We start from the raw sequence: 17,435 nt of genomic DNA on the forward strand, positions 1-17,435 counted from the left end.
AAACTAGTCTTTAAAACCTAGTCTTTAAAACCTCGGTTTTTAAAAAATACAGCTTCCAAACGGTCCATAAGTTCATGCTGAAGCGTTACTTGCCTATTTTTACGTGGCTGCCTCACTATCATAAGCGCTTGCTGGGCGCTGATATGCTGGCGGGTGTCATTGTTACCGCCATGGTGATTCCACAGTCGCTGGCTTATGCATTGCTGGCGGGATTGCCTGCCGTTGTTGGTTTGTACGCCAGCATCCTGCCCCAACTGTTTTATACCCTGATGGGAACAAGCCGCACGCTTGCCGTAGGGCCAGTGGCCATTATTGCGCTAATGACCGGCGCGGCACTCTCACCTATTGCCCAGCCTGGCACAGAGGCGTATCTGCAGGCCGCGTTAGTCCTTTCGCTACTTTCAGGCCTGATATTGGTGACCATGGGCGCGCTTCGCATGGGCTTTTTTAGCAACTTTTTAAGCCACCCCGTTATTTCAGGCTTTTTAACCGCCTCGGGCATATTAATTGCGGCAAGCCAGCTAGGTAGCTTGCTGGGTGTGTCCAGCAGTGGTTTTACCCTGATTGAACGAGCCATCACGCTAATCCCCAATTTACCCGCGTTTAACCCCTACACACTTGGGATAGGCGCCGGTACGCTGACGTTTTTAATCGCCATGCGCCGTTATGGCAAGCAGACCCTTACCCGGTTTGGTATCCCCCCTGCCCTTGCTGATTTGCTCACCAAGGCAGGTCCGGTGTTTGCGGTAGTTGCTACCTCACTGATCACCTGGCATTGGCAGCTGGCAGCGTCAGGTGTCGCGGTGGTCGGCGACATTCCCAGCGGATTGCCCGCCCTTAGCTTTCCCTGGGCAGACGCCTCACTATGGCGAGCGTTATTAATCCCGGCGCTGCTGATCAGCTTGGTAGGTTTTGTTGAGTCGGTTTCCATGGGACAAATGCTCGCTGCTAAGCGGCGCCAACGTATTTCCCCCAATCAGGAGTTGATTGGTTTGGGAGCAGCCAATCTTGCGGCCGGTATCACTAGCGGCATGCCGGTCACTGGCGGCTTATCGCGCACCGTTATCAACTACGATGCTGGGGCACAAACGCCCGCTGCTGGCGCCTTTGCAGCCTTGGGTATTGCGCTGGTCACCATGTCGTTTACCGGTTGGCTTTACTACCTGCCCATTGCCACACTGGCTGCGACTATTTCGGTATCCATACTCACTTTGGTGGATATCCCCATGCTGCGCCAAACGTGGCGCTATTCGCGCAGTGATTTTGCCGCAATGGCAGTGACCATCCTGCTAACCTTGGTAGAAGGTATTGAAGCGGGCATTATCGGCGGCGTCACTCTGTCTATTGCGCTCTTTCTTTACCGTACCAGCCGCCCGCATAGCGCTATTGTGGGCCGGGTGCCCGATACCGAGCATTTTCGTAATACCGCCCGCCATGATGTGGAAACCGTCAGCAACGTGGCGTTACTGCGTATTGATGAAAGCCTCTATTTCGCCAACGCCCGCTATTTGGAAGATACCGTCTACAACCTGGTTGCAAGCCATCCTGAGCTTGAGCACGTTGTGCTGATTTGCTCCGCGGTTAACCTGATTGATGCTTCTGCTTTGGAAAGCCTGGATGCAATCAATGCCCGGCTTAAAGACTCCAACGTGAAGCTGCATCTATCTGAGGTGAAAGGCCCCGTCATGGACAAGCTGAAAAAGAGTGATTTTCTGGACGCTCTGACAGGCCGGGTTTTTTTGAGTACTTACGCAGCCTGGCGCGAATTTTCGTAATTGCCCTACTCTTCTAATCTTCTGAAAAGCCAGGTCTTTACCTGGCTTTTTGCATTTCTAAAGGGTGAGTTTTATATCTGGATTAATAACAGCATTGACATTTCCCCATTGGCTTACCTACTATCATCCGACCACTAAGCAAAACCAAATACCGCACAGCAAAACACTAAGCAACTAAATGTAACGACAAACATAATAATGGAGCCTGCCAATGCGCCCTTTCGCCCATCGCCTTCTCATTGCCGCCTTACCACTTTCGTTGTTAAGTGCCGCTGTCACCTATGCCAACGAGGTTGAATTGCCCTCCACCATGGCATGGACTGCCTACGGCACTAACTCGAGCGGTTACGCTCAAGCCGTGGCCATCGGCAATATGCTGCAAAACAAATACGACTCATCGGTGCGCATTCTGCCAGGAGACAACGATGTCTCGCGCATGACACCGCTAAAGCAAGGGCGTGTTGACCTTTGTGCGTGCGGTATCGCCAGTTACTACGGCGCTGAAGGCGTGATGATGTTTGCCGATCGCGACTGGGGCCCTCAGCCGCTACGCGTAATTACCACGTCGACTGCCTCTTTTGGCCTTTCTCTGGCGGTGGCGGGCGATCTGGAGGTTGAAACACCCGCAGATCTGGCGGGCAAACGCATTGCCTATATACGCGGCGATGATGCGCTCAATAAAGGCACTGAAGCGTACCTGGCGTTTGGCGGGCTTACCTGGGATGACGTTGAACGGGTCGATTACCCAGGCTATGGCCGTTCGTTTGATGGCATTATCGCCGGTGATGTAGACGCCTCATTTACGACCACTGTCACTCCTCCGGCCCAGCAGCTTGCCAGCAGCCCGCGCGGTATCAGCTGGCCGGTGCTAGATCCTAACGATGAAGCAGGCTGGGAGCGCATGGCCGCGGTGGCGCCTTATTTTCGCCCTCATGAAGCCACATCAGGCGCTGGCGGTATCAGCGCAGACAATCCGGTGCCCAGTGCCAGCTATCCGTATCCTATCGTAGTGGCCAATCAAGACCTGGAAGACAACGTCGCTTACGGCTTGATCAAAGCCATGCAGGAGAATTTTGACGACTACAAGGATAACGCTCCCGGTGCGCTTGGTTACGCCTTGGATCAGCAGGACCTTCAGTGGGTAGTGCCATTCCACGACGCCGTGGTGGAGTACTACAAAGAGATCGATGTATGGACCGATGAAATGCAGGCGCACCAGGATAAACTGGTCGAGCGTCAGAACGTGCTGTTAAGCGCCTGGGAAAGCTTTATGCAGGACGCACCCAGTGATGACGAGGCCTTTACTACCGCATGGATGGAAACCCGTGCCAGCGCATTGAGTGATGCCGGCTTCGAACCGATCTTCGAGTAATACTCAAGTCTTCGAGCAATACGTCAAAGGGCGGCGCTCGCCGCCCTCTGCTGATTGACGATCTTTCCATATCATAGTCGCCATAACCAAAGATACCTCGCCATGACTACAGATACTGCTCCTGCCAATAATCAGCAGGTTAAAGAAAAGATCAGCCAGATCCGTGAGCTGCCCCCGGCGCTGCGCTGGGTTCCCGCCACAGTGACCGTCATTTTGATGCTGATGACGCTGGATTTTCTTTTCAACCTGGGGTTGCTTACCTTTGTCACGGGCCTGGAAACACAATTTTATTACGCCGTGGTCGCGCTTCTGCTTCCCTTGGTTTTTCTGCTTTGGCCCATGCGTAGCAGCCAGCAGGAGCAGCCTATCCCGTGGTACGACTATCTGCTGAGTGCCACAACGCTCATCGTGGGTGGCTACTTTGTTGTTAACGCGGTGCCGATTCTGGAGCGCGGCTGGGCGTTCGACGCTCCGCAGCTTGCGATCTATGCAAGCTACGCCTACTGGCTATTAATCGTTGAGGCGGCCCGGCGAGCTGGCGGCTTGCCCATTGCGATTATTGCAGGTGTGTTCTCGCTTTATCCGCTGGTGGCTGACATTGTCCCTGGGCCAATCCAGGCGTTCCCATCCACCCTTGAACAAACCGCCATGTACCACACCATGAGTACCGAAAGCATCATGGGGGTACCGTTACAGGCATTCGCGGGCCTGGTAATCGGCTTTTTGGTATTTGGCGTTGTGCTGCAAAAAAGCGGTGGCGGCAAGTTTTTCATCAATCTGGCGTTTGCGTTGCTAGGCCATGTGCGCGGCGGCCCGGCCAAAGTTTCGATTTTCTCGAGTGGCCTGATGGGCTCCATGAGCGGTAGTGTCATCAGTAACGTGCTCACTACCGGCGTATTATCAATTCCGGCCATGCGGCGTATCGGCATGAGCCGCTCTTTTGCGGGCGGCGTTGAAGCCTGTGCCTCAACAGGCGGCGTGTTAATGCCCCCGGTGATGGGTGCCACAGCGTTTGTCATGGCGATGTTTCTGGACATTCCCTATTCGACTGTAGCGCTTGCCGCCGTTATTCCCTCGATCCTGTATTTTTTAGGCCTGTTTATTCAGATAGACGCCTACGCCGCGCGTCACGATATCAAAGGCCTGCCGGCCATTGAGCTGCCTTCGCTGAAGCAGACACTCAAAGAGGGCTGGTACTTTATTTTCGTTTTCGCCTTACTCGTCTGGATGCTGCTGATCATGCAGCGCGAAGCCGTGGCGCCGTTTTACGCCACCGCCCTTCTGCTGGTGCTCAATCAGTTCTCCAAGCACAACCGCTGGGGCTGGAAAGATGTGACCGATACGCTGTCATCGGCGGCTAAGCTGTTTGCCGAGCTAATTGCCATCTTGGCAGCCGTAGGCATGCTGGTCGGCGCGCTTTCTATGACCGGCCTTTCCGGTACCATCGCTAATGATTTCATTAATATCGCCGGGGGCAGCGTGCCCTTGCTGCTGATTATGGGCGCCGTTACCAGCTTCGTGCTTGGCATTGGCATGACCGTCACCGCGGCTTATATCTTCCTGGCAGTGGCTCTGGCACCAGCCTTGATTCAAGGCGGCGGCCTGGACCCCATGGCAGTACACATGTTCATCCTCTACTGGGGCATGCTGAGCTTTATCACACCGCCGGTAGCGCTGGGGGCGTTTGCTGCCGCTACCGTTGCCGGTGCCCGGCCGATGGAAACGGGCCTACAAGCGATGCGCCTGGGTAGCGTCATTTACTTTATTCCGTTTTTGTTCGTACTTAACCCCGCGCTAATTATGCAGGGCGCGCCGCTTATGATCGTTGCCGTGTTTATCCAGGCGGTTATCGGCATCATCTTGTTTGCCTCAGCCATGCAGGGTTATCTAATGGGCGTTGGCCGCCTGGGTTATGGCGCCCTGCAGGAGATCATCATTCGTAGCTTGATTCTTATCGCGGGGCTGTTGCTGGCATTACCCGGGGGTGGAATGGTGCCGCTGAGCCAATGGGAGCTAATTGGTCTGGCACTTGCCGCACTAGTGCCAGGCATTTTGTTGGCACGCTTAAGCCAACGCTATCATCAGCGCTCTCATACCCCGACGGCCATAGAACCTTGATGCAGCCTACGGCACGTTAATTAATGATTTATATAGTCAACTAACGATTTACCTAGATATTACCAATGCCACTAAACACAGCACGGGAGCAGGCCATGTCCGTTCATTATCAGCGCCACGGCGATATAGGCGTTATCCAAATTGCCAACCCACCGGTTAACGCCCTGGGTCAGGCAGTGCGCAGTGGCTTGATCAATGCGCTTGAAGAAGGCATTGCCGACTCTGACGCTAAAGCGCTGGTGCTATTAGCAGATGGGCGAACCTTTATCGCCGGCGCGGATATTCGTGAGTTTGGCAAGCCGCCTCAAGCGCCGCTTTTACCGGATGTGATTGCTCAACTCGAAGCCTGCCCGAAACCTTTAATTGCGGCACTACACGGTACGGCGCTTGGCGGCGGCTTGGAGGTAGCGCTGGGCTGTCACTACCGCACCGCACTGGAAGGCACCCGCGTAGGGCTGCCAGAAGTAAAGCTGGGCCTACTGCCCGGCGCGGGAGGCACCCAACGGCTGCCACGCCTGGTTGGCGTTGAGCGTGCGCTCGAAATGATTACTAGCGGGCGCTTCATTGAGGCTACAGAAGCGCTTGAGGCGGGGATCATTGATGACGTTAGCACCGCCAAGACACCGCTTGAAGCGGGCTTATCAGCGGCACACGCGGTGTTATCCGGCCAACAAGCATCGCGTATTACCGGCACCCTGCCTGCGCCTGAAAGCGACTCGCAAGCGATTACCGATACGCGTGAGCGCCTTACTCGGGAAACGCCGGAACTTTTTTCACCGTTTCGCATTGTTGAAGCAATCGAAGCAAGCGTAACGGCTGACTCGCTTCAAGACGGGTTGCGCCGCGAGCGGGAGCTTTTTGTCGCCTGTATGGATTCGCCTCAGCGTGCGGGGCTTATTCATCTGTTTTTCGCCGCGCGCAGCCCGCACATTGTCCCTGGGGTCGAGAATGCCAGCGCCTTTAACCAAGTGGCGTTAATCGGCGAGCATCCGCTATTTGAACGCTTGCAAAAAGCCGCCCAGCGGGCCGGCATTCAGTTAACCGACACTGCTAACGAAAACACCGAGCTGTGCCTTATTGCATCGACAAGCCATGCGGAGCATCCACTCCATATTACTACCATCGCCCTGACCAAAATTGGCAATCAAGGTGAGAGTGACACCGCGTTAAGCCTGGTCATTCCCCAAAGTGATGATTTGATTGAGCTGGTCAATCTAGGCGCTGAGCCGCTTACTCAGCAACGCGCCGCGCTTACGTTAAAAGCCCTTCGAGCAAACGTAGTGGTCAGCCAGAAGCGTAGCCTGCTCAATACACTGTACGAAGCGACTCAGCAGGCCCCAGCCAGCGAAAAACGCTCAGCCCTTGAACAGGCAAGCATCGGCATTGCACAGCAGGGCTTTTGCTACCGCGAAAGCGATATCGATTTACTCGCGGTAGAGGCGCTGGGCTACCCGCGCCACCTAGGTGGGCCGCACCGCCAGGCAGCGCTCTCAACGGCTAAGGACGTATAACGATGAATCTTACCTTTAGCCCCGAAGAGCAGGCATTTCGCGCCCAGGTTCGTCGTTTTCTAGCCGATGCGTTGCCCGGTGATATCCGTGAGCGCGTGCGCCTGGGGCGTCATCTGCGAGCCGATGATCATCTACGCTGGCAGAACATTCTTAGCGCGCAGGGCTGGCTAGCCGCTAATTGGCCAACGGAGCACGGCGGCCCCGGCTGGGGGCCTGTCGAGCGGCATATATTCGATGAGGAGTGTGCCGCAGCTCACGCGCCGACAGTCGTGCCCTTCGGGGTTAACATGGTGGCCCCGGTTATCATGAAATTCGGCAGTCCTGAGCAGCAACAGCACTATCTGCCGCGCATTTTGAGCAACCAGGATTGGTGGTGCCAGGGCTACTCAGAGCCAGGCGCAGGCTCTGACCTGGCGGGGCTGAATACACGCGCCGTACGCGAAGGCGATCACTACATCGTTAACGGCCAGAAGACCTGGACCACGCTGGGCCAGCACGCCAACATGCTGTTTTGTCTGGTGCGCACCAACCCGGATGCCAAGAAACAGGCGGGCATCAGTTTTTTACTGATTGATATGCAGAGCCCAGGCATTACGGTGCGCCCGATCATTACCCTCGATGGTGCCCACGAGGTAAATGAAGTGTTTTTAGACAATGTCCGGGTACCGGTTGAAAATCGCGTGGGTGAAGAGGGCCAGGGATGGACCTGCGCCAAGTTTCTACTTACCCATGAACGTACCGGTATTGCCGGTCTGGGCCACGCCAAGCAGGCACTGCGTCATTTGAAATCGCTGGCCAGCCGTATCGAACATCGTGGCAAGCCTTTGCTGGCGCTACCCAGCTTTCGTTTACGGGTGGTAAAGGCGGAGCTTGAGCTCATGGCTCTTGAAGTCACCAACCTGCGCGTAATTGCGGCCACCCGGGATGGCGGCGCCCCCGGCGCGGAAAGCTCGCTACTCAAGGTACGCGGGTCTGAGCTTCGCCAGGAGCTAAGCGAGCTGACTCGGCGTGCGCTTGGCCCGGCGGCGCTGCCCTTCTTTCCTGATTTTCTACACGGCGATGCACCGTTGGATGACGCCAACGCGCAAAGCGCGTCCGCCAGCGCGCAGTATTTTAATCGCCGCAAGCTATCGATTTATGGCGGCGCCAATGAAATACAAAAAAGTATCGTCGCCAAAACCATTCTAGAAATGTAAGGACGCCACCATGGATTTTGCTTTGACCGACGAGCAGCGCATGCTCGAAGAGACGCTCACCCGCTTGGTGGCTGATCAGGTTTCCCCCACCCAGCGTCGCGCCATGCTGGATGCACCCCGCCAAGCGCCCTCTACGCTTTGGCGTACCTTTGCCGAGCTGGGCTTGCTGCATATGCCCTTTAGCGAAGCGGTGGGCGGTTTAGGCGGTGATGGTACGGATCTTATGATTATCATGCAGGCGCTGGGCCGTGGGCTGGTACCCGAAGCCTATCTGGCAGGCCTGGTGCTGCCGGGCCAGCTCCTCGCCTTGACCGCCAACAGCGTGCAGCAAACCCGCTGGCTGGCCCCGCTCCTTGAGGGTGAGCATCAATTGGCGCTCGCCTGGCAAGAGCATGGTGCCCGCTACGATGCCTTTGCCGTCTCTACCCAAGCTATAAAGCACAACGCTCAATGGCGGTTAACCGGCAGAAAAGATGTCGTGCTGAACCTGGAAGCCGCTGCCGCCTACTTGGTCACCGCTCGGCTGGAAAGCGGTAAGCTAGGCTTATTTATCTTGCCTGCGGGCACGCCCGGCCTATCGCTGCACCTCTACCGCACCATGGATGACCAGGCCGCCGGCGACCTAACCCTTGATGACGTTACGCTGCCAGATGAAAACTGCCTAAGTGAAGATGTCAGTGAGGCGCTGGCCGACGTGCTTGCCTTGGGCCGCGCGGCGCTATGTGCTGACGCCATTGGGGCGATGGAGGAGGCCTGCGATCAAACCCTGGCCTATTTAAAGGATCGCAAGCAATTTGGTCTGCCGCTAGCGACGTTTCAAGCGCTTCAGCACCGCATGGTCGATATGCACCTACACCTTGAGCAATCGCGTTCCATGGCGATTTTAGCTTGCACCAGCCTGTCACTGCCCGCTGATGAGCGGGACTATAAAATTGCCGCGGCCAAGGCGTATTGTGGTGAGTCAGCACGCTTTATTGCCGAGCAGGCGATTCAGCTCCACGGCGGTATGGGCATGACAGAAGAGTGCCATGTGGCTCACTATGCCAAGCATCTGGTCATGTTTGATCATTACCTTGGCGATAGCGACTATCACCTTGAGACGGTCAGCGACCAGCTAAGCGTTGCTTAAGGAGCTTTGTATGCCGGATAACCCTAGTGAGTTGATTAGCCTCAGTGCGATTGAAAACGGTATCGTTGAAGTTGCCATCAACCGACCAGGCGTTCGCAATGCGCTAAATGAGCCTACCGCTCTGGCGCTTAACGAAGCACTCGCAAACGTGGCACAGGATGACCGGGTGCGCTGCGTGATTGTTTACGGTTCAGGTAGTGCATTCTGCGCTGGCGCCGACCTTGCCGAGTTTGAAAAGGCGGCCTCTGAACCGGCTAGTGAGCGGCTTGAGACACTCTTTTTACCCGCTTTGCGCACATTAATGACGATGGAAAAACCGGTGATTGCGGCGGTCAGTGGTGCGGCAGCAGGCATTGGTGTTTCCTATGTCCTCGCCAGCGATATGGTGGTGATGGGACGCTCGGCTTACCTTAAGCTTGCCTTTATCAATATTGGCTTGATTCCCGATGGCGGCGCCTGCTGGCACTTGGTGCGCCAGCTTGGTCATGCCCAGGCTTTTGAAATGGCCGCGCTGGCAACCCCGATTACTGCTGAACGCTGCATGGCACTTGGTCTGGCCAATCGCGTTGTGGAAGATGACCAGGTGCTGGTGCAAGCCCGCACGCTGGCGCAGGCATTGGTAGGTCAATCACCCCAAGCGTTGAGCGCAACCAAGCATGCATTGCGAGAAGCAGCGCAACTTTCGCTTGGCGATACCATGAAGCTGGAAGGGGAACTGCAGGATCAGTGCAAAGCATCCGATGATTTTCAAACGCGTGTGGCGGCCTTTCGTCAAAGCCGCCGCAAATGAGTCAGCGCCTGCTGATAATCGTTATGTAGCGTGGCCACTTCTTCGGCGACGCTATTAAGCGTAGTAATACTGCCCACGCCCTGCCCCGCGCCCCAAATATCACGCCACGCTTTGGATTTACTGCTGCCGCCTGAGCCATAGCGCATCGAGGCTTTGTCACCTTGCGGCAACGCCTCGGGGTCTAGCCCCGCTTGCTCAATACTGGCGCGCAGATAGTTACCGTGAACGCCCGTAAACAAGTTGGTATACACAATATCCACCGCCGCCGAATCCAGCACCATCTGCTTATAAGCCGATGAAGCATTTGCCTCCTGGGTGGCGATAAAGCGCGTGCCCATGTATACCAAGTCCACGCCTAGCGCCTGGGCAGCGGCAATCTGTTCACCTTGAGTAATGGCGCCTGCCAGCACCAGCGGGCCATCGTAAAAGCGGCGCACCTCGGCCACAAAGGCAAACGGATTGAGCCCGCCGGCATGCCCGCCTGCTCCATGGCAGACTAAAATCAGACCATCGACGCCGGCATCAATCGCTTTTTTGGCGTGTCGCAGCGTGGTCACATCATGAAATACCAGCCCGCCATAGGCATGCACCTGCTCTACCACCCGATTAGGAGCATGCAAGCTGGTAATCACCAGCGGCACCTTGAACTCGGCGCACAGCGCCACGTCATGCTCCAGACGATCATTCGTGGGGTGTACGATCTGATTAACCGCAAAAGGTGCAGAGGGGCATTCGGGATGGCGTTTATCATAGTCAGCCAGGGCTTGAGTGATCTGTTCTAGCCATTCCCTGAGCGTTTCAGCGGGCCGGGCGTTTAGGGCCGGAAAAGCCCCGATAATGCCAGCCTGACACTGGGCAATGACCAGCTCTGGCCCAGAGACAATAAACATTGGAGAGCCGATCACCGGCAGAGTTAACGAAGCGGTTAAGCGCGTTAGCATGGGCATCTCGCTAGTTATTTTTACGAGGCTGTTAGCGCAAAAAGGCCCCCGGGGCCTTTTTGCGCCTTATGACTTACAGCTTGCTTTCAAGCTCGGGCAGGATCTCGAACAGGTCGCCCACCAGGCCGTAGTCGGCCACCTGGAAGATCGGCGCTTCGTCGTCCTTATTGATCGCGACGATCACCTTAGAGTCTTTCATGCCCGCCAGGTGCTGAATGGCGCCGGAGATCCCCACCGCGATATACAGATCTGGAGCGACGATCTTGCCCGTCTGGCCGACCTGCATATCGTTGGGTACAAAACCGGCGTCCACCGCGGCGCGCGAGGCACCTACCGCCGCACCCAACTTGTCGGCAATCCCGTTAAGCAGCTTGAAGTTGTCGCCGTTGCCCATGCCGCGGCCACCAGAGATGACGACCTTGGCACCACCGAGTTCGGGGCGGTCGGACTGCGCCAGTTCCTGTTTCACAAAGCTTGACTGGGTGTTCTCGACGACCACGTCTACCGCTTCCACCGTGGCGCTACCGCTGTCACTGACGGCGTCAAACGCGGTGGTGCGTACGGTCATCACTTTAAGCGCATCGTCGCTTTTCACCGTGGCGATGGCGTTGCCCGCGTAGATCGAGCGCTTGAAGGTATCCGCGCTTTCCACCGCAATCACGTCAGACAGCTGGCTAACATCTTTCAACGCGGCCAAGCGCGGCAGGACGTTTTTGCCCGTGGTAGAGGCGCTGGCCAATACGTGGGTGTAGTCGCCGGCCAGCTCGACCAGCAAGGCGCCCATGGGCTCGGCGAGCTGGTGGGCGTAGACGACATTATCCGCCACGCGCACTTTGTTGACGCCGTCCAGCTTGACGGCCGCGTCGGCGGCGGCTTGAACGCCTTCCCCGGCGATCAGCACGTCAATATCGCCACCGATCGCGTGTGCCGCGGCCACCACGTGGGCGGTTGCGCCCGCCAACTGGCCTTCATGAAGGTCGGCAAGTACCAGAATGCTCATGCGTTCGACTCCTCTTAAAGCACCTTGGCTTCGTTTTTAAGTTTATCGATCAGTTCGTCCACGGAGGCGACCTTGATGCCGCCTTTGCGCTCGGCCGGAGATTCCACCTTGAGCAGGCTGACCTTGGACGCCACCTCGACGCCATAATCGGCGGGGGTCTTGACGTCCATGGGCTTTTTCTTGGCCTTCATGATGTCCGGAAGCTTGGCGTAGCGCGGCTCGTTCAGGCGCAGGTCGGTGGTCACAATCGCCGGAAGCGTCAGCGCAATCGTCTGCAGACCGCCGTCGATTTCACGGGTGACGTTGACCTTGTCACCGTCGACAGCCACTTCCGAGGCAAACGTGCCCTGAGGCAGATTGGTCAGCGCAGCGAGCATCTGGCCGGTTTGGTTATTGTCGGTATCGATCGCCTGTTTACCCAGAATCACCAAACCGGGCTGCTCTTCATCGACGACTTTGGCCAACAGTTTGGCGACCGCCAGCGACTCGGCCCGTTCGTCGGTTTCGATATGCAGCGCACGGTCGGCGCCCAGCGCCAGTGCGGTACGCAGCTGCTCCTGCGCGGCCTTGGGCCCAATGCTGACGGCGACGACTTCCGTGGCCACGCCCTTCTCTTTGAGACGCACAGCCTCTTCCACGGCAATTTCGCAGAAGGGGTTCATGGCCATTTTGACGTTGGTAAGATCCACGTCGGAGTGATCCGCTTTAACGCGGATCTTGACGTTGTAATCGATGACGCGTTTAACCGCGACGAGAATTTTCATATGACATGCTCTCTTTGATCAGCCCTGATACGTTGAGTTAGCGGCTTGTTCAACGTTTAAAGCGCGGATGATTTATTTTGCACAGCAAAACATTATTTCACTTTATTAAAACACCTTAAAAAAACGCTCGCGATAAATCAAGCGTTCCTGCCTTTAGTGTCTGATTAAAACGGCGACCATAAAAACCAGGCCGCCAATAGAGGGATACACGCTGCCAGGAACTTTCCATTCCAACGATAGCCGATGAGCGTGGCGGGCACGCCGGTAAATCTTGATAAAATCAGCATGGAAGCGGTCATTGGTGAAGACATCAGTGCCAGTGCCCAGCCCACCATTAATGAGGCACCGATCAGAATAGGCGAAAGACCTTCAATCATTAACGGCGGCAGCAGGCCCAGCAATAGTGTAACCGTTACGATGGGATTGACGCCGATCTGGGCTAACCCGACGACCATGAGCATGGCTAAGACGGCGTTAAATGCTCCCCACTGGTCGAGTACGCCCAATAGAGGGGTAAGTTGCTGAACATCGACCAGGCCGACGCACAAATGCCCTAAGTAGCCTGCCGCACCCAGTACCACAATTTCATTAGCACTGGGCGAAAGTAACCAGGGCAGCTGTCGATGCAGCGTACTCAACGCACCAGGTACTCCCGCATAACCAAGCCGACGACGCTGCCATGCAAGCCAGATAATCGCCGCTAGGGGCGCACCTAGTAGCGCCGCAATGGGTAAACGCAATTCACCCAGCCAGGCAATCGAGAAGACCAGCGTTACAATGGCCATCAATAGCCCACTGAACTGGACCATTGGCCGCAACGATGGTGATACAGGCTTAGCGTTATTGGCAGGTGGATGGGGGCCGGTAAAAAAATCGACGGCCCAGCCGACAAAAAATATCAGCGCGGCGGCCCCCAAAATATATGGCGCAAGCTCAAGCCAGGTAATTTGCGGCAGACTTGAGAGCACAACGGCAACGCCAATGCCCATTGGCGAAATCAGCGGCGCCAAAGCAAATCCACGTAACAACCCGAGCATCATGCGCCGCTGGCGTGCCTGCTGCACCCATACGCGCCTTTGCGCCGCTTCCAAGGTGTTACTCTTTTCAATCATCGATGCAAACAGATTCAGCACGCCAATATTCAGAATAATGCCGAAGAGTGCCGAACCTAACGATAGGATGGGGTAACGCCGACTGGGTGGCTGCAGCAGCATACTCTGCCCACAACGGCGCACTAACCGTGAACGGTAAGCAGGTAGCCTGAGCATACTAAGCGCCACCACAAAGGTCGCAAAAAACGCAAAGCGTCCTCCGGCGTCAAAAAGCAGCTGAGCGGGTGCAGGCGAGCGCCAAAGCGCCAATAGGCTTACCCCACCGGCTACCCCGAGCAACCCTTTGGCCATCGTTGTAAGCTGACCGCCAAGGGTCAGTAGATATAGCAGTAGCGCGCCAATTCCCAATGCTTCGAACAGACGACTACCCAGTACCAGATGGATAAGCGTTGCTGAGGTTACGACTAGCAGAAAAGATACCCGCAGGCGGGCTGGGCTCACTTGTGGCCCTCCCCAGCCAGCGGGTCTGGCATCCCTTCAGGCGACTCGCTACCGCTGCGCCGACGAAATGCGCCCTCCCCGATGGCCACCAGGTTTCCCTGCAAATCCTTGATTTCACCGCTCGACATATACGTCTTTTGCCCGCCGCCGCGTACCGTGCCTATCGCTTGGATCACTCCTTCGCGGGCAGGCCCTACAAAGCTGGTGGTTAGCGAGAGCGTCATGCCGCGGCGAATATTGCCGGGTACGCTGCAGTGCAGGCCCGCAAGGCTCAAGGCGCTATCCAGCATCGAGGCCAATACGCCACCGTGAACATTGCCGCTGCGATTAAGGTGCTGGGGCTTGATGGCAAGTTCGACCACGGCGCGCCCTTCCTGCCACTCCACTACCTGCATTCCCAGCAGTTCGTGATACCCCATAAGCGCCTGCTGCGGCGCGTTATCGGTTGACGACTCAGCGCTGGATGAATGACTCATGAGCGACTCTCCTGCTGGGCTAAATCACGTTGTTGGTCTAAATCGCGTTGTTGGGCTAAATCACGCAGCCGCCCTTTAAGAATTTTGCCGCTTGCCGTAGAAGGCAGCGCATCCATTAGTACAATTTGAGTCGGTCGCTTGTAGGGCGCCAGCCGCTCGGCAATAAATGCCTTGAGTTCAGCCATATCAACCTCAATGCCCGCCTCGCACTGCACAAAAGCAACAACTTCTTCATTACCCGCGATTTGGCGTCCTACTACGGCGGTTAGCGTGACTGCCGGATGCTCGTTGATGACCGCTTCGACATCCGGAGGGTAAATATTAAATCCAGAGCGAATGATCAGCTCTTTACTGCGCCCCACAATATACAGCTGGTTCTCGGCGCCAAGCCGGGCAATGTCTCCCGTATTAAGCCAGCCGTCTTCAGTTAACGTCGCGCGGGTAGCTTCCGGCTGACGAAAATAGCCTTTCATGATATTGGGGCCCCGCACCCAAAGCTCGCCGACCTCATCGCCAGACGGCTCGTCGTTGCCGCTGTCACTTAAAGGCTCCAGACGATATTCCAGAAGCGGTAATACACGGCCGACCGTACTGCTGGTATAGCGGTCATCGATGCGCGTTTGACTAATGGTGGGGCTGGCTTCGGTCAAGCCGTAACCGTTATGCAGCGTCAGACCAAAAGCTGCTTCTACACGCACTTTGGTGTCGCTATCCAGCGGCGACCCTCCAGCAGAGATATAGATTAGCTCAGGGGCTTCCAGGGAGCGCTGTTCGCGCTTTAAAAACTCCAGTGCACGGGCGTACATAGCGGGTACGCCCTGAAGAACGGTAATCCGCTCCTGCTTTAACGCAGCCAGCAGTTGGGCGGCGTCAAACCGGGGCACGGTATAAAGACAGGCCCCGTTATAAAGAGAGCCCATGCATACCGATGAAAGCCCAAATACATGCGACATGGGCAGCACGCCATACACACGCTGGCCTTGACTTAAATGGCGCATGCCGCCTGAAATCGAAGCGATATACAGGATGCCCCGGTGGGTCAGCATGACGCCCTTGGGCGTGCCCGTTGTTCCCGAGGTGTAAATCATCGCCGCGACTTGGTCAGCCCCACTGGTGCTTAACGGCTCGGGGTCGCTCTCGTACAAGGGCGAGATAGCCAATTCGCCCCATTGCGGATGCTGATAGCGCTCAGCCATGTGGCGCTCTGCATGCTGAGCGGCCTCAGGAGACGCTTCACAGGTATAAAACACTCGCCGTGGCAGGCAGTTAGCCTGAATCAGGTCAATCTCTTGAGCAGAAAGGCGTGAATTGACGATGGCTAACCACACATCCATTTCGCTGGCCGCGAGAAGCAATACCACCAGGGCACGACAGTTCTCACTCACCGTCATGATACGGTCGCCAGGACGAATGCCCAGCGTTTTTAGCCAGTGGCAGGCGGCATGTATTTCCTGACCCAGCTCGGCGTAACTCCAGCGCACCTGGTCATCTACAATGGCAGGCTGGTCACCAAGACGCTGCGCGTTGTCAAGCACGCGCGTACTGAGCCGTTCAGGAAGCTCAGCCACTAGCTCGCTTGCCCAGCGTCCAAAAATCTCCTCATCCTGGGCCTGGTAGGCAACCGACAAAGTCATTAGGACGCCTCCCGCACCATATTGCGCGCAATGACGATTTGCTGAATCTGCGTGGTGCCTTCGTAGATACGAAACAGCCGCACGTCACGATAAAAGCGCTCTACCGCATACTCCGACATGTAGCCTGCACCGCCATGAACCTGCACCGCGCGATCAGCTACCCGGCCAACCATTTCAGCGCAGAACAGCTTGCAGCATGAGGCAAGCGTGGAGACGTTTTCACCATCGTCCTTGCGGCGCGCAGCGTCCATCACCATGGTTCTTCCCGCGTAGGCTTCGGTTTTACTATCGGCCAGCATCGCCTGGATCAGCTGGTGCTCGGCAAGCGCGGCGCCAAACTGCTTGCGCTCCATCGTATAGCGTAACGACTCTTCCACTAAGCGCTCTGCCACGCCAACACATACCGCTGAAATATGTAGCCGCCCTCTATCCAGCACTTTCATGGCGGTTTTAAACCCTTGGCCCTCTTTGCCGCCGATAATGTTCTCGGCGGGCACTCGGCAGTTATCAAAAATGATATCGCAGGTATGCGCGCCCTTTTGACCCATCTTGTTATCGGCCGGGCCGCGGATTAAACCAGGCGTGTCACCTTCAACGATGAACGCAGAAATACCCCCGGCTCCTTTATTAGCGGGGTCTGTACGCGCCATTACGGTAAACAGGTCGGCTTCAGGGCCATTGGTGATATAGCGCTTGGTGCCATTTAAAATGTAGTGGTCGCCATCGCGTACCGCCGTGGTGCGCAGGCTGGCCGCATCGGAGCCGGAATCGGGTTCGGTAAGACAAAACGAACTCAGGATTTCACCGGTAGCCAAGCGCGGTACATATTTGGCTTTTTGCTCCTCAGTGCCATCTATCAAAATGCCCTGGGCACCAATGCCGTTATTGGTCCCGAATACCGAGCGGAAGGCAGGCGAGGTTTTACCAATTTCCATGGCCACCAACGCCTCTTCTTCCATGGTAAGCCCCAGGCCGCCGTACTCTTCAGGAATGGATAAACCAAACAATCCCATTTCTTTCATTTCCGCCAGAAGCTCAGCAGGCACCGCATCCTCTTCAGCTAAGCGCGTTTCATTAGGAATTAACCGTTCGCGAACAAAACGAGAAATGGTATCAACGAGTTGATTGAGCAATTCAGTATCACGAATCATGATGGCTCCTGGCGTGAATAATCGG

Annotated in this window: 14 protein-coding genes; 7 read left to right on the forward strand and 7 right to left on the reverse strand. The window is 56.2% G+C overall.

The annotated features are described in order from the left end of the window. Positions 1 to 74: 74 nt before the first annotated feature. The 7 genes from ACT3XD_RS08235 to ACT3XD_RS08265 all read left to right on the forward strand — a co-directional run bounded on the left by ACT3XD_RS08235 (position 75) and on the right by ACT3XD_RS08265 (position 9,891). Positions 75 to 1,775, forward strand: a complete 1,701-nt coding sequence (locus tag ACT3XD_RS08235; protein WP_192539075.1) for a SulP family inorganic anion transporter — start codon at positions 75 to 77, stop codon at positions 1,773 to 1,775. Between the two features lie 211 nt (positions 1,776 to 1,986). Further along, entirely contained in the window at positions 1,987 to 3,147 is a 1,161-nt protein-coding gene (locus tag ACT3XD_RS08240; protein ID WP_192539076.1) for a TAXI family TRAP transporter solute-binding subunit, read from the forward strand. 102 nt (positions 3,148 to 3,249) lie between these two features. Continuing rightward, entirely contained in the window at positions 3,250 to 5,265 is a 2,016-nt protein-coding gene (locus ACT3XD_RS08245) for a TRAP transporter permease (RefSeq protein ID WP_192539077.1), read from the forward strand. A 95-nt stretch (positions 5,266 to 5,360) separates the two neighbouring features. Next, on the forward strand, positions 5,361 to 6,776 hold the full coding sequence (locus ACT3XD_RS08250; protein WP_192539078.1) for an enoyl-CoA hydratase/isomerase family protein: 1,416 nt from the start codon (positions 5,361 to 5,363) through the stop codon (positions 6,774 to 6,776). Positions 6,777 to 6,778: 2 nt separating this feature from the next. Then, positions 6,779 to 7,972 (forward strand): acyl-CoA dehydrogenase family protein, encoded by a 1,194-nt coding sequence (locus ACT3XD_RS08255; protein WP_018916220.1) that lies wholly within the window; start codon positions 6,779 to 6,781, stop codon positions 7,970 to 7,972. 10 nt (positions 7,973 to 7,982) lie between these two features. Next, complete coding sequence (locus ACT3XD_RS08260; RefSeq protein WP_192539079.1) at positions 7,983 to 9,101, forward strand: acyl-CoA dehydrogenase family protein; 1,119 nt, start codon at positions 7,983 to 7,985, stop codon at positions 9,099 to 9,101. Positions 9,102 to 9,111: 10 nt separating this feature from the next. Continuing rightward, complete coding sequence (locus ACT3XD_RS08265; protein WP_192539080.1) at positions 9,112 to 9,891, forward strand: enoyl-CoA hydratase/isomerase family protein; 780 nt, start codon at positions 9,112 to 9,114, stop codon at positions 9,889 to 9,891. On the opposite strand, the gene ACT3XD_RS08270 is transcribed toward ACT3XD_RS08265, so the two are convergent. The 7 genes from ACT3XD_RS08270 to ACT3XD_RS08300 form a co-directional block, all read right to left on the reverse strand. Beyond that, the gene (locus ACT3XD_RS08270; protein ID WP_192539081.1) at positions 9,873 to 10,832 is read right to left on the reverse strand and encodes an NAD(P)H-dependent flavin oxidoreductase; all 960 of its coding nucleotides are present in this window, start codon (positions 10,830 to 10,832) and stop codon (positions 9,873 to 9,875) included. The genes ACT3XD_RS08265 and ACT3XD_RS08270 overlap by 19 nt on opposite strands. A gap of 73 nt (positions 10,833 to 10,905) precedes the next feature. Continuing rightward, complete coding sequence (locus tag ACT3XD_RS08275; protein WP_441675209.1) at positions 10,906 to 11,832, reverse strand: electron transfer flavoprotein subunit alpha/FixB family protein; 927 nt, start codon at positions 11,830 to 11,832, stop codon at positions 10,906 to 10,908. Positions 11,833 to 11,846: 14 nt separating this feature from the next. After that, positions 11,847 to 12,596, reverse strand: a complete 750-nt coding sequence (locus tag ACT3XD_RS08280; RefSeq protein ID WP_444280552.1) for an electron transfer flavoprotein subunit beta/FixA family protein — start codon at positions 12,594 to 12,596, stop codon at positions 11,847 to 11,849. A gap of 164 nt (positions 12,597 to 12,760) precedes the next feature. Then, entirely contained in the window at positions 12,761 to 14,149 is a 1,389-nt protein-coding gene (locus ACT3XD_RS08285; RefSeq protein WP_192538581.1) for a hypothetical protein, read from the reverse strand. Continuing rightward, on the reverse strand, positions 14,146 to 14,625 hold the full coding sequence (locus ACT3XD_RS08290; protein WP_192538580.1) for a PaaI family thioesterase: 480 nt from the start codon (positions 14,623 to 14,625) through the stop codon (positions 14,146 to 14,148). Before ACT3XD_RS08290 ends, ACT3XD_RS08285 begins: the two co-directional genes overlap by 4 nt. Continuing rightward, positions 14,622 to 16,259 carry a class I adenylate-forming enzyme family protein gene (locus ACT3XD_RS08295; RefSeq protein ID WP_192538579.1) on the reverse strand — a complete coding sequence of 546 codons (1,638 nt, stop codon included), beginning with the start codon at positions 16,257 to 16,259 and terminating at the stop codon, positions 14,622 to 14,624. Before ACT3XD_RS08295 ends, ACT3XD_RS08290 begins: the two co-directional genes overlap by 4 nt. Then, positions 16,259 to 17,410: an acyl-CoA dehydrogenase family protein gene (locus ACT3XD_RS08300; protein ID WP_018916229.1), complete on the reverse strand. Its 1,152-nt coding sequence runs from the start codon at positions 17,408 to 17,410 to the stop codon at positions 16,259 to 16,261. Before ACT3XD_RS08300 ends, ACT3XD_RS08295 begins: the two co-directional genes overlap by 1 nt. Positions 17,411 to 17,435 lie beyond the last annotated feature (25 nt).

This window comes from Halomonas sp. AOP7-B1-5 (assembly GCF_052353045.1).
Classification (GTDB): Bacteria; Pseudomonadota; Gammaproteobacteria; order Pseudomonadales; family Halomonadaceae; genus Vreelandella; species Vreelandella colorata.

Excerpts from the sequence above, each read along its gene's own strand:
- ACT3XD_RS08235 (WP_192539075.1), top strand. The coding sequence starts at position 75 with ATGCTGAAGCGTTACTTGCCTATTTTTACGTGGCTGCCTCACTATCAT.
- ACT3XD_RS08240 (WP_192539076.1), top strand. The coding sequence starts at position 1,987 with ATGCGCCCTTTCGCCCATCGCCTTCTCATTGCCGCCTTACCACTTTCG.
- ACT3XD_RS08245 (WP_192539077.1), top strand. The coding sequence starts at position 3,250 with ATGACTACAGATACTGCTCCTGCCAATAATCAGCAGGTTAAAGAAAAG.
- ACT3XD_RS08250 (WP_192539078.1), top strand. The coding sequence starts at position 5,361 with ATGTCCGTTCATTATCAGCGCCACGGCGATATAGGCGTTATCCAAATT.
- ACT3XD_RS08255 (WP_018916220.1), top strand. The coding sequence starts at position 6,779 with ATGAATCTTACCTTTAGCCCCGAAGAGCAGGCATTTCGCGCCCAGGTT.
- ACT3XD_RS08260 (WP_192539079.1), top strand. The coding sequence starts at position 7,983 with ATGGATTTTGCTTTGACCGACGAGCAGCGCATGCTCGAAGAGACGCTC.
- ACT3XD_RS08265 (WP_192539080.1), top strand. The coding sequence starts at position 9,112 with ATGCCGGATAACCCTAGTGAGTTGATTAGCCTCAGTGCGATTGAAAAC.
- ACT3XD_RS08270 (WP_192539081.1), bottom strand. The coding sequence starts at position 10,832 with ATGCTAACGCGCTTAACCGCTTCGTTAACTCTGCCGGTGATCGGCTCT.
- ACT3XD_RS08275 (WP_441675209.1), bottom strand. The coding sequence starts at position 11,832 with ATGAGCATTCTGGTACTTGCCGACCTTCATGAAGGCCAGTTGGCGGGC.
- ACT3XD_RS08280 (WP_444280552.1), bottom strand. The coding sequence starts at position 12,596 with ATGAAAATTCTCGTCGCGGTTAAACGCGTCATCGATTACAACGTCAAG.
- ACT3XD_RS08290 (WP_192538580.1), bottom strand. The coding sequence starts at position 14,625 with ATGAGTCATTCATCCAGCGCTGAGTCGTCAACCGATAACGCGCCGCAG.
- ACT3XD_RS08295 (WP_192538579.1), bottom strand. The coding sequence starts at position 16,259 with ATGACTTTGTCGGTTGCCTACCAGGCCCAGGATGAGGAGATTTTTGGA.
- ACT3XD_RS08300 (WP_018916229.1), bottom strand. The coding sequence starts at position 17,410 with ATGATTCGTGATACTGAATTGCTCAATCAACTCGTTGATACCATTTCT.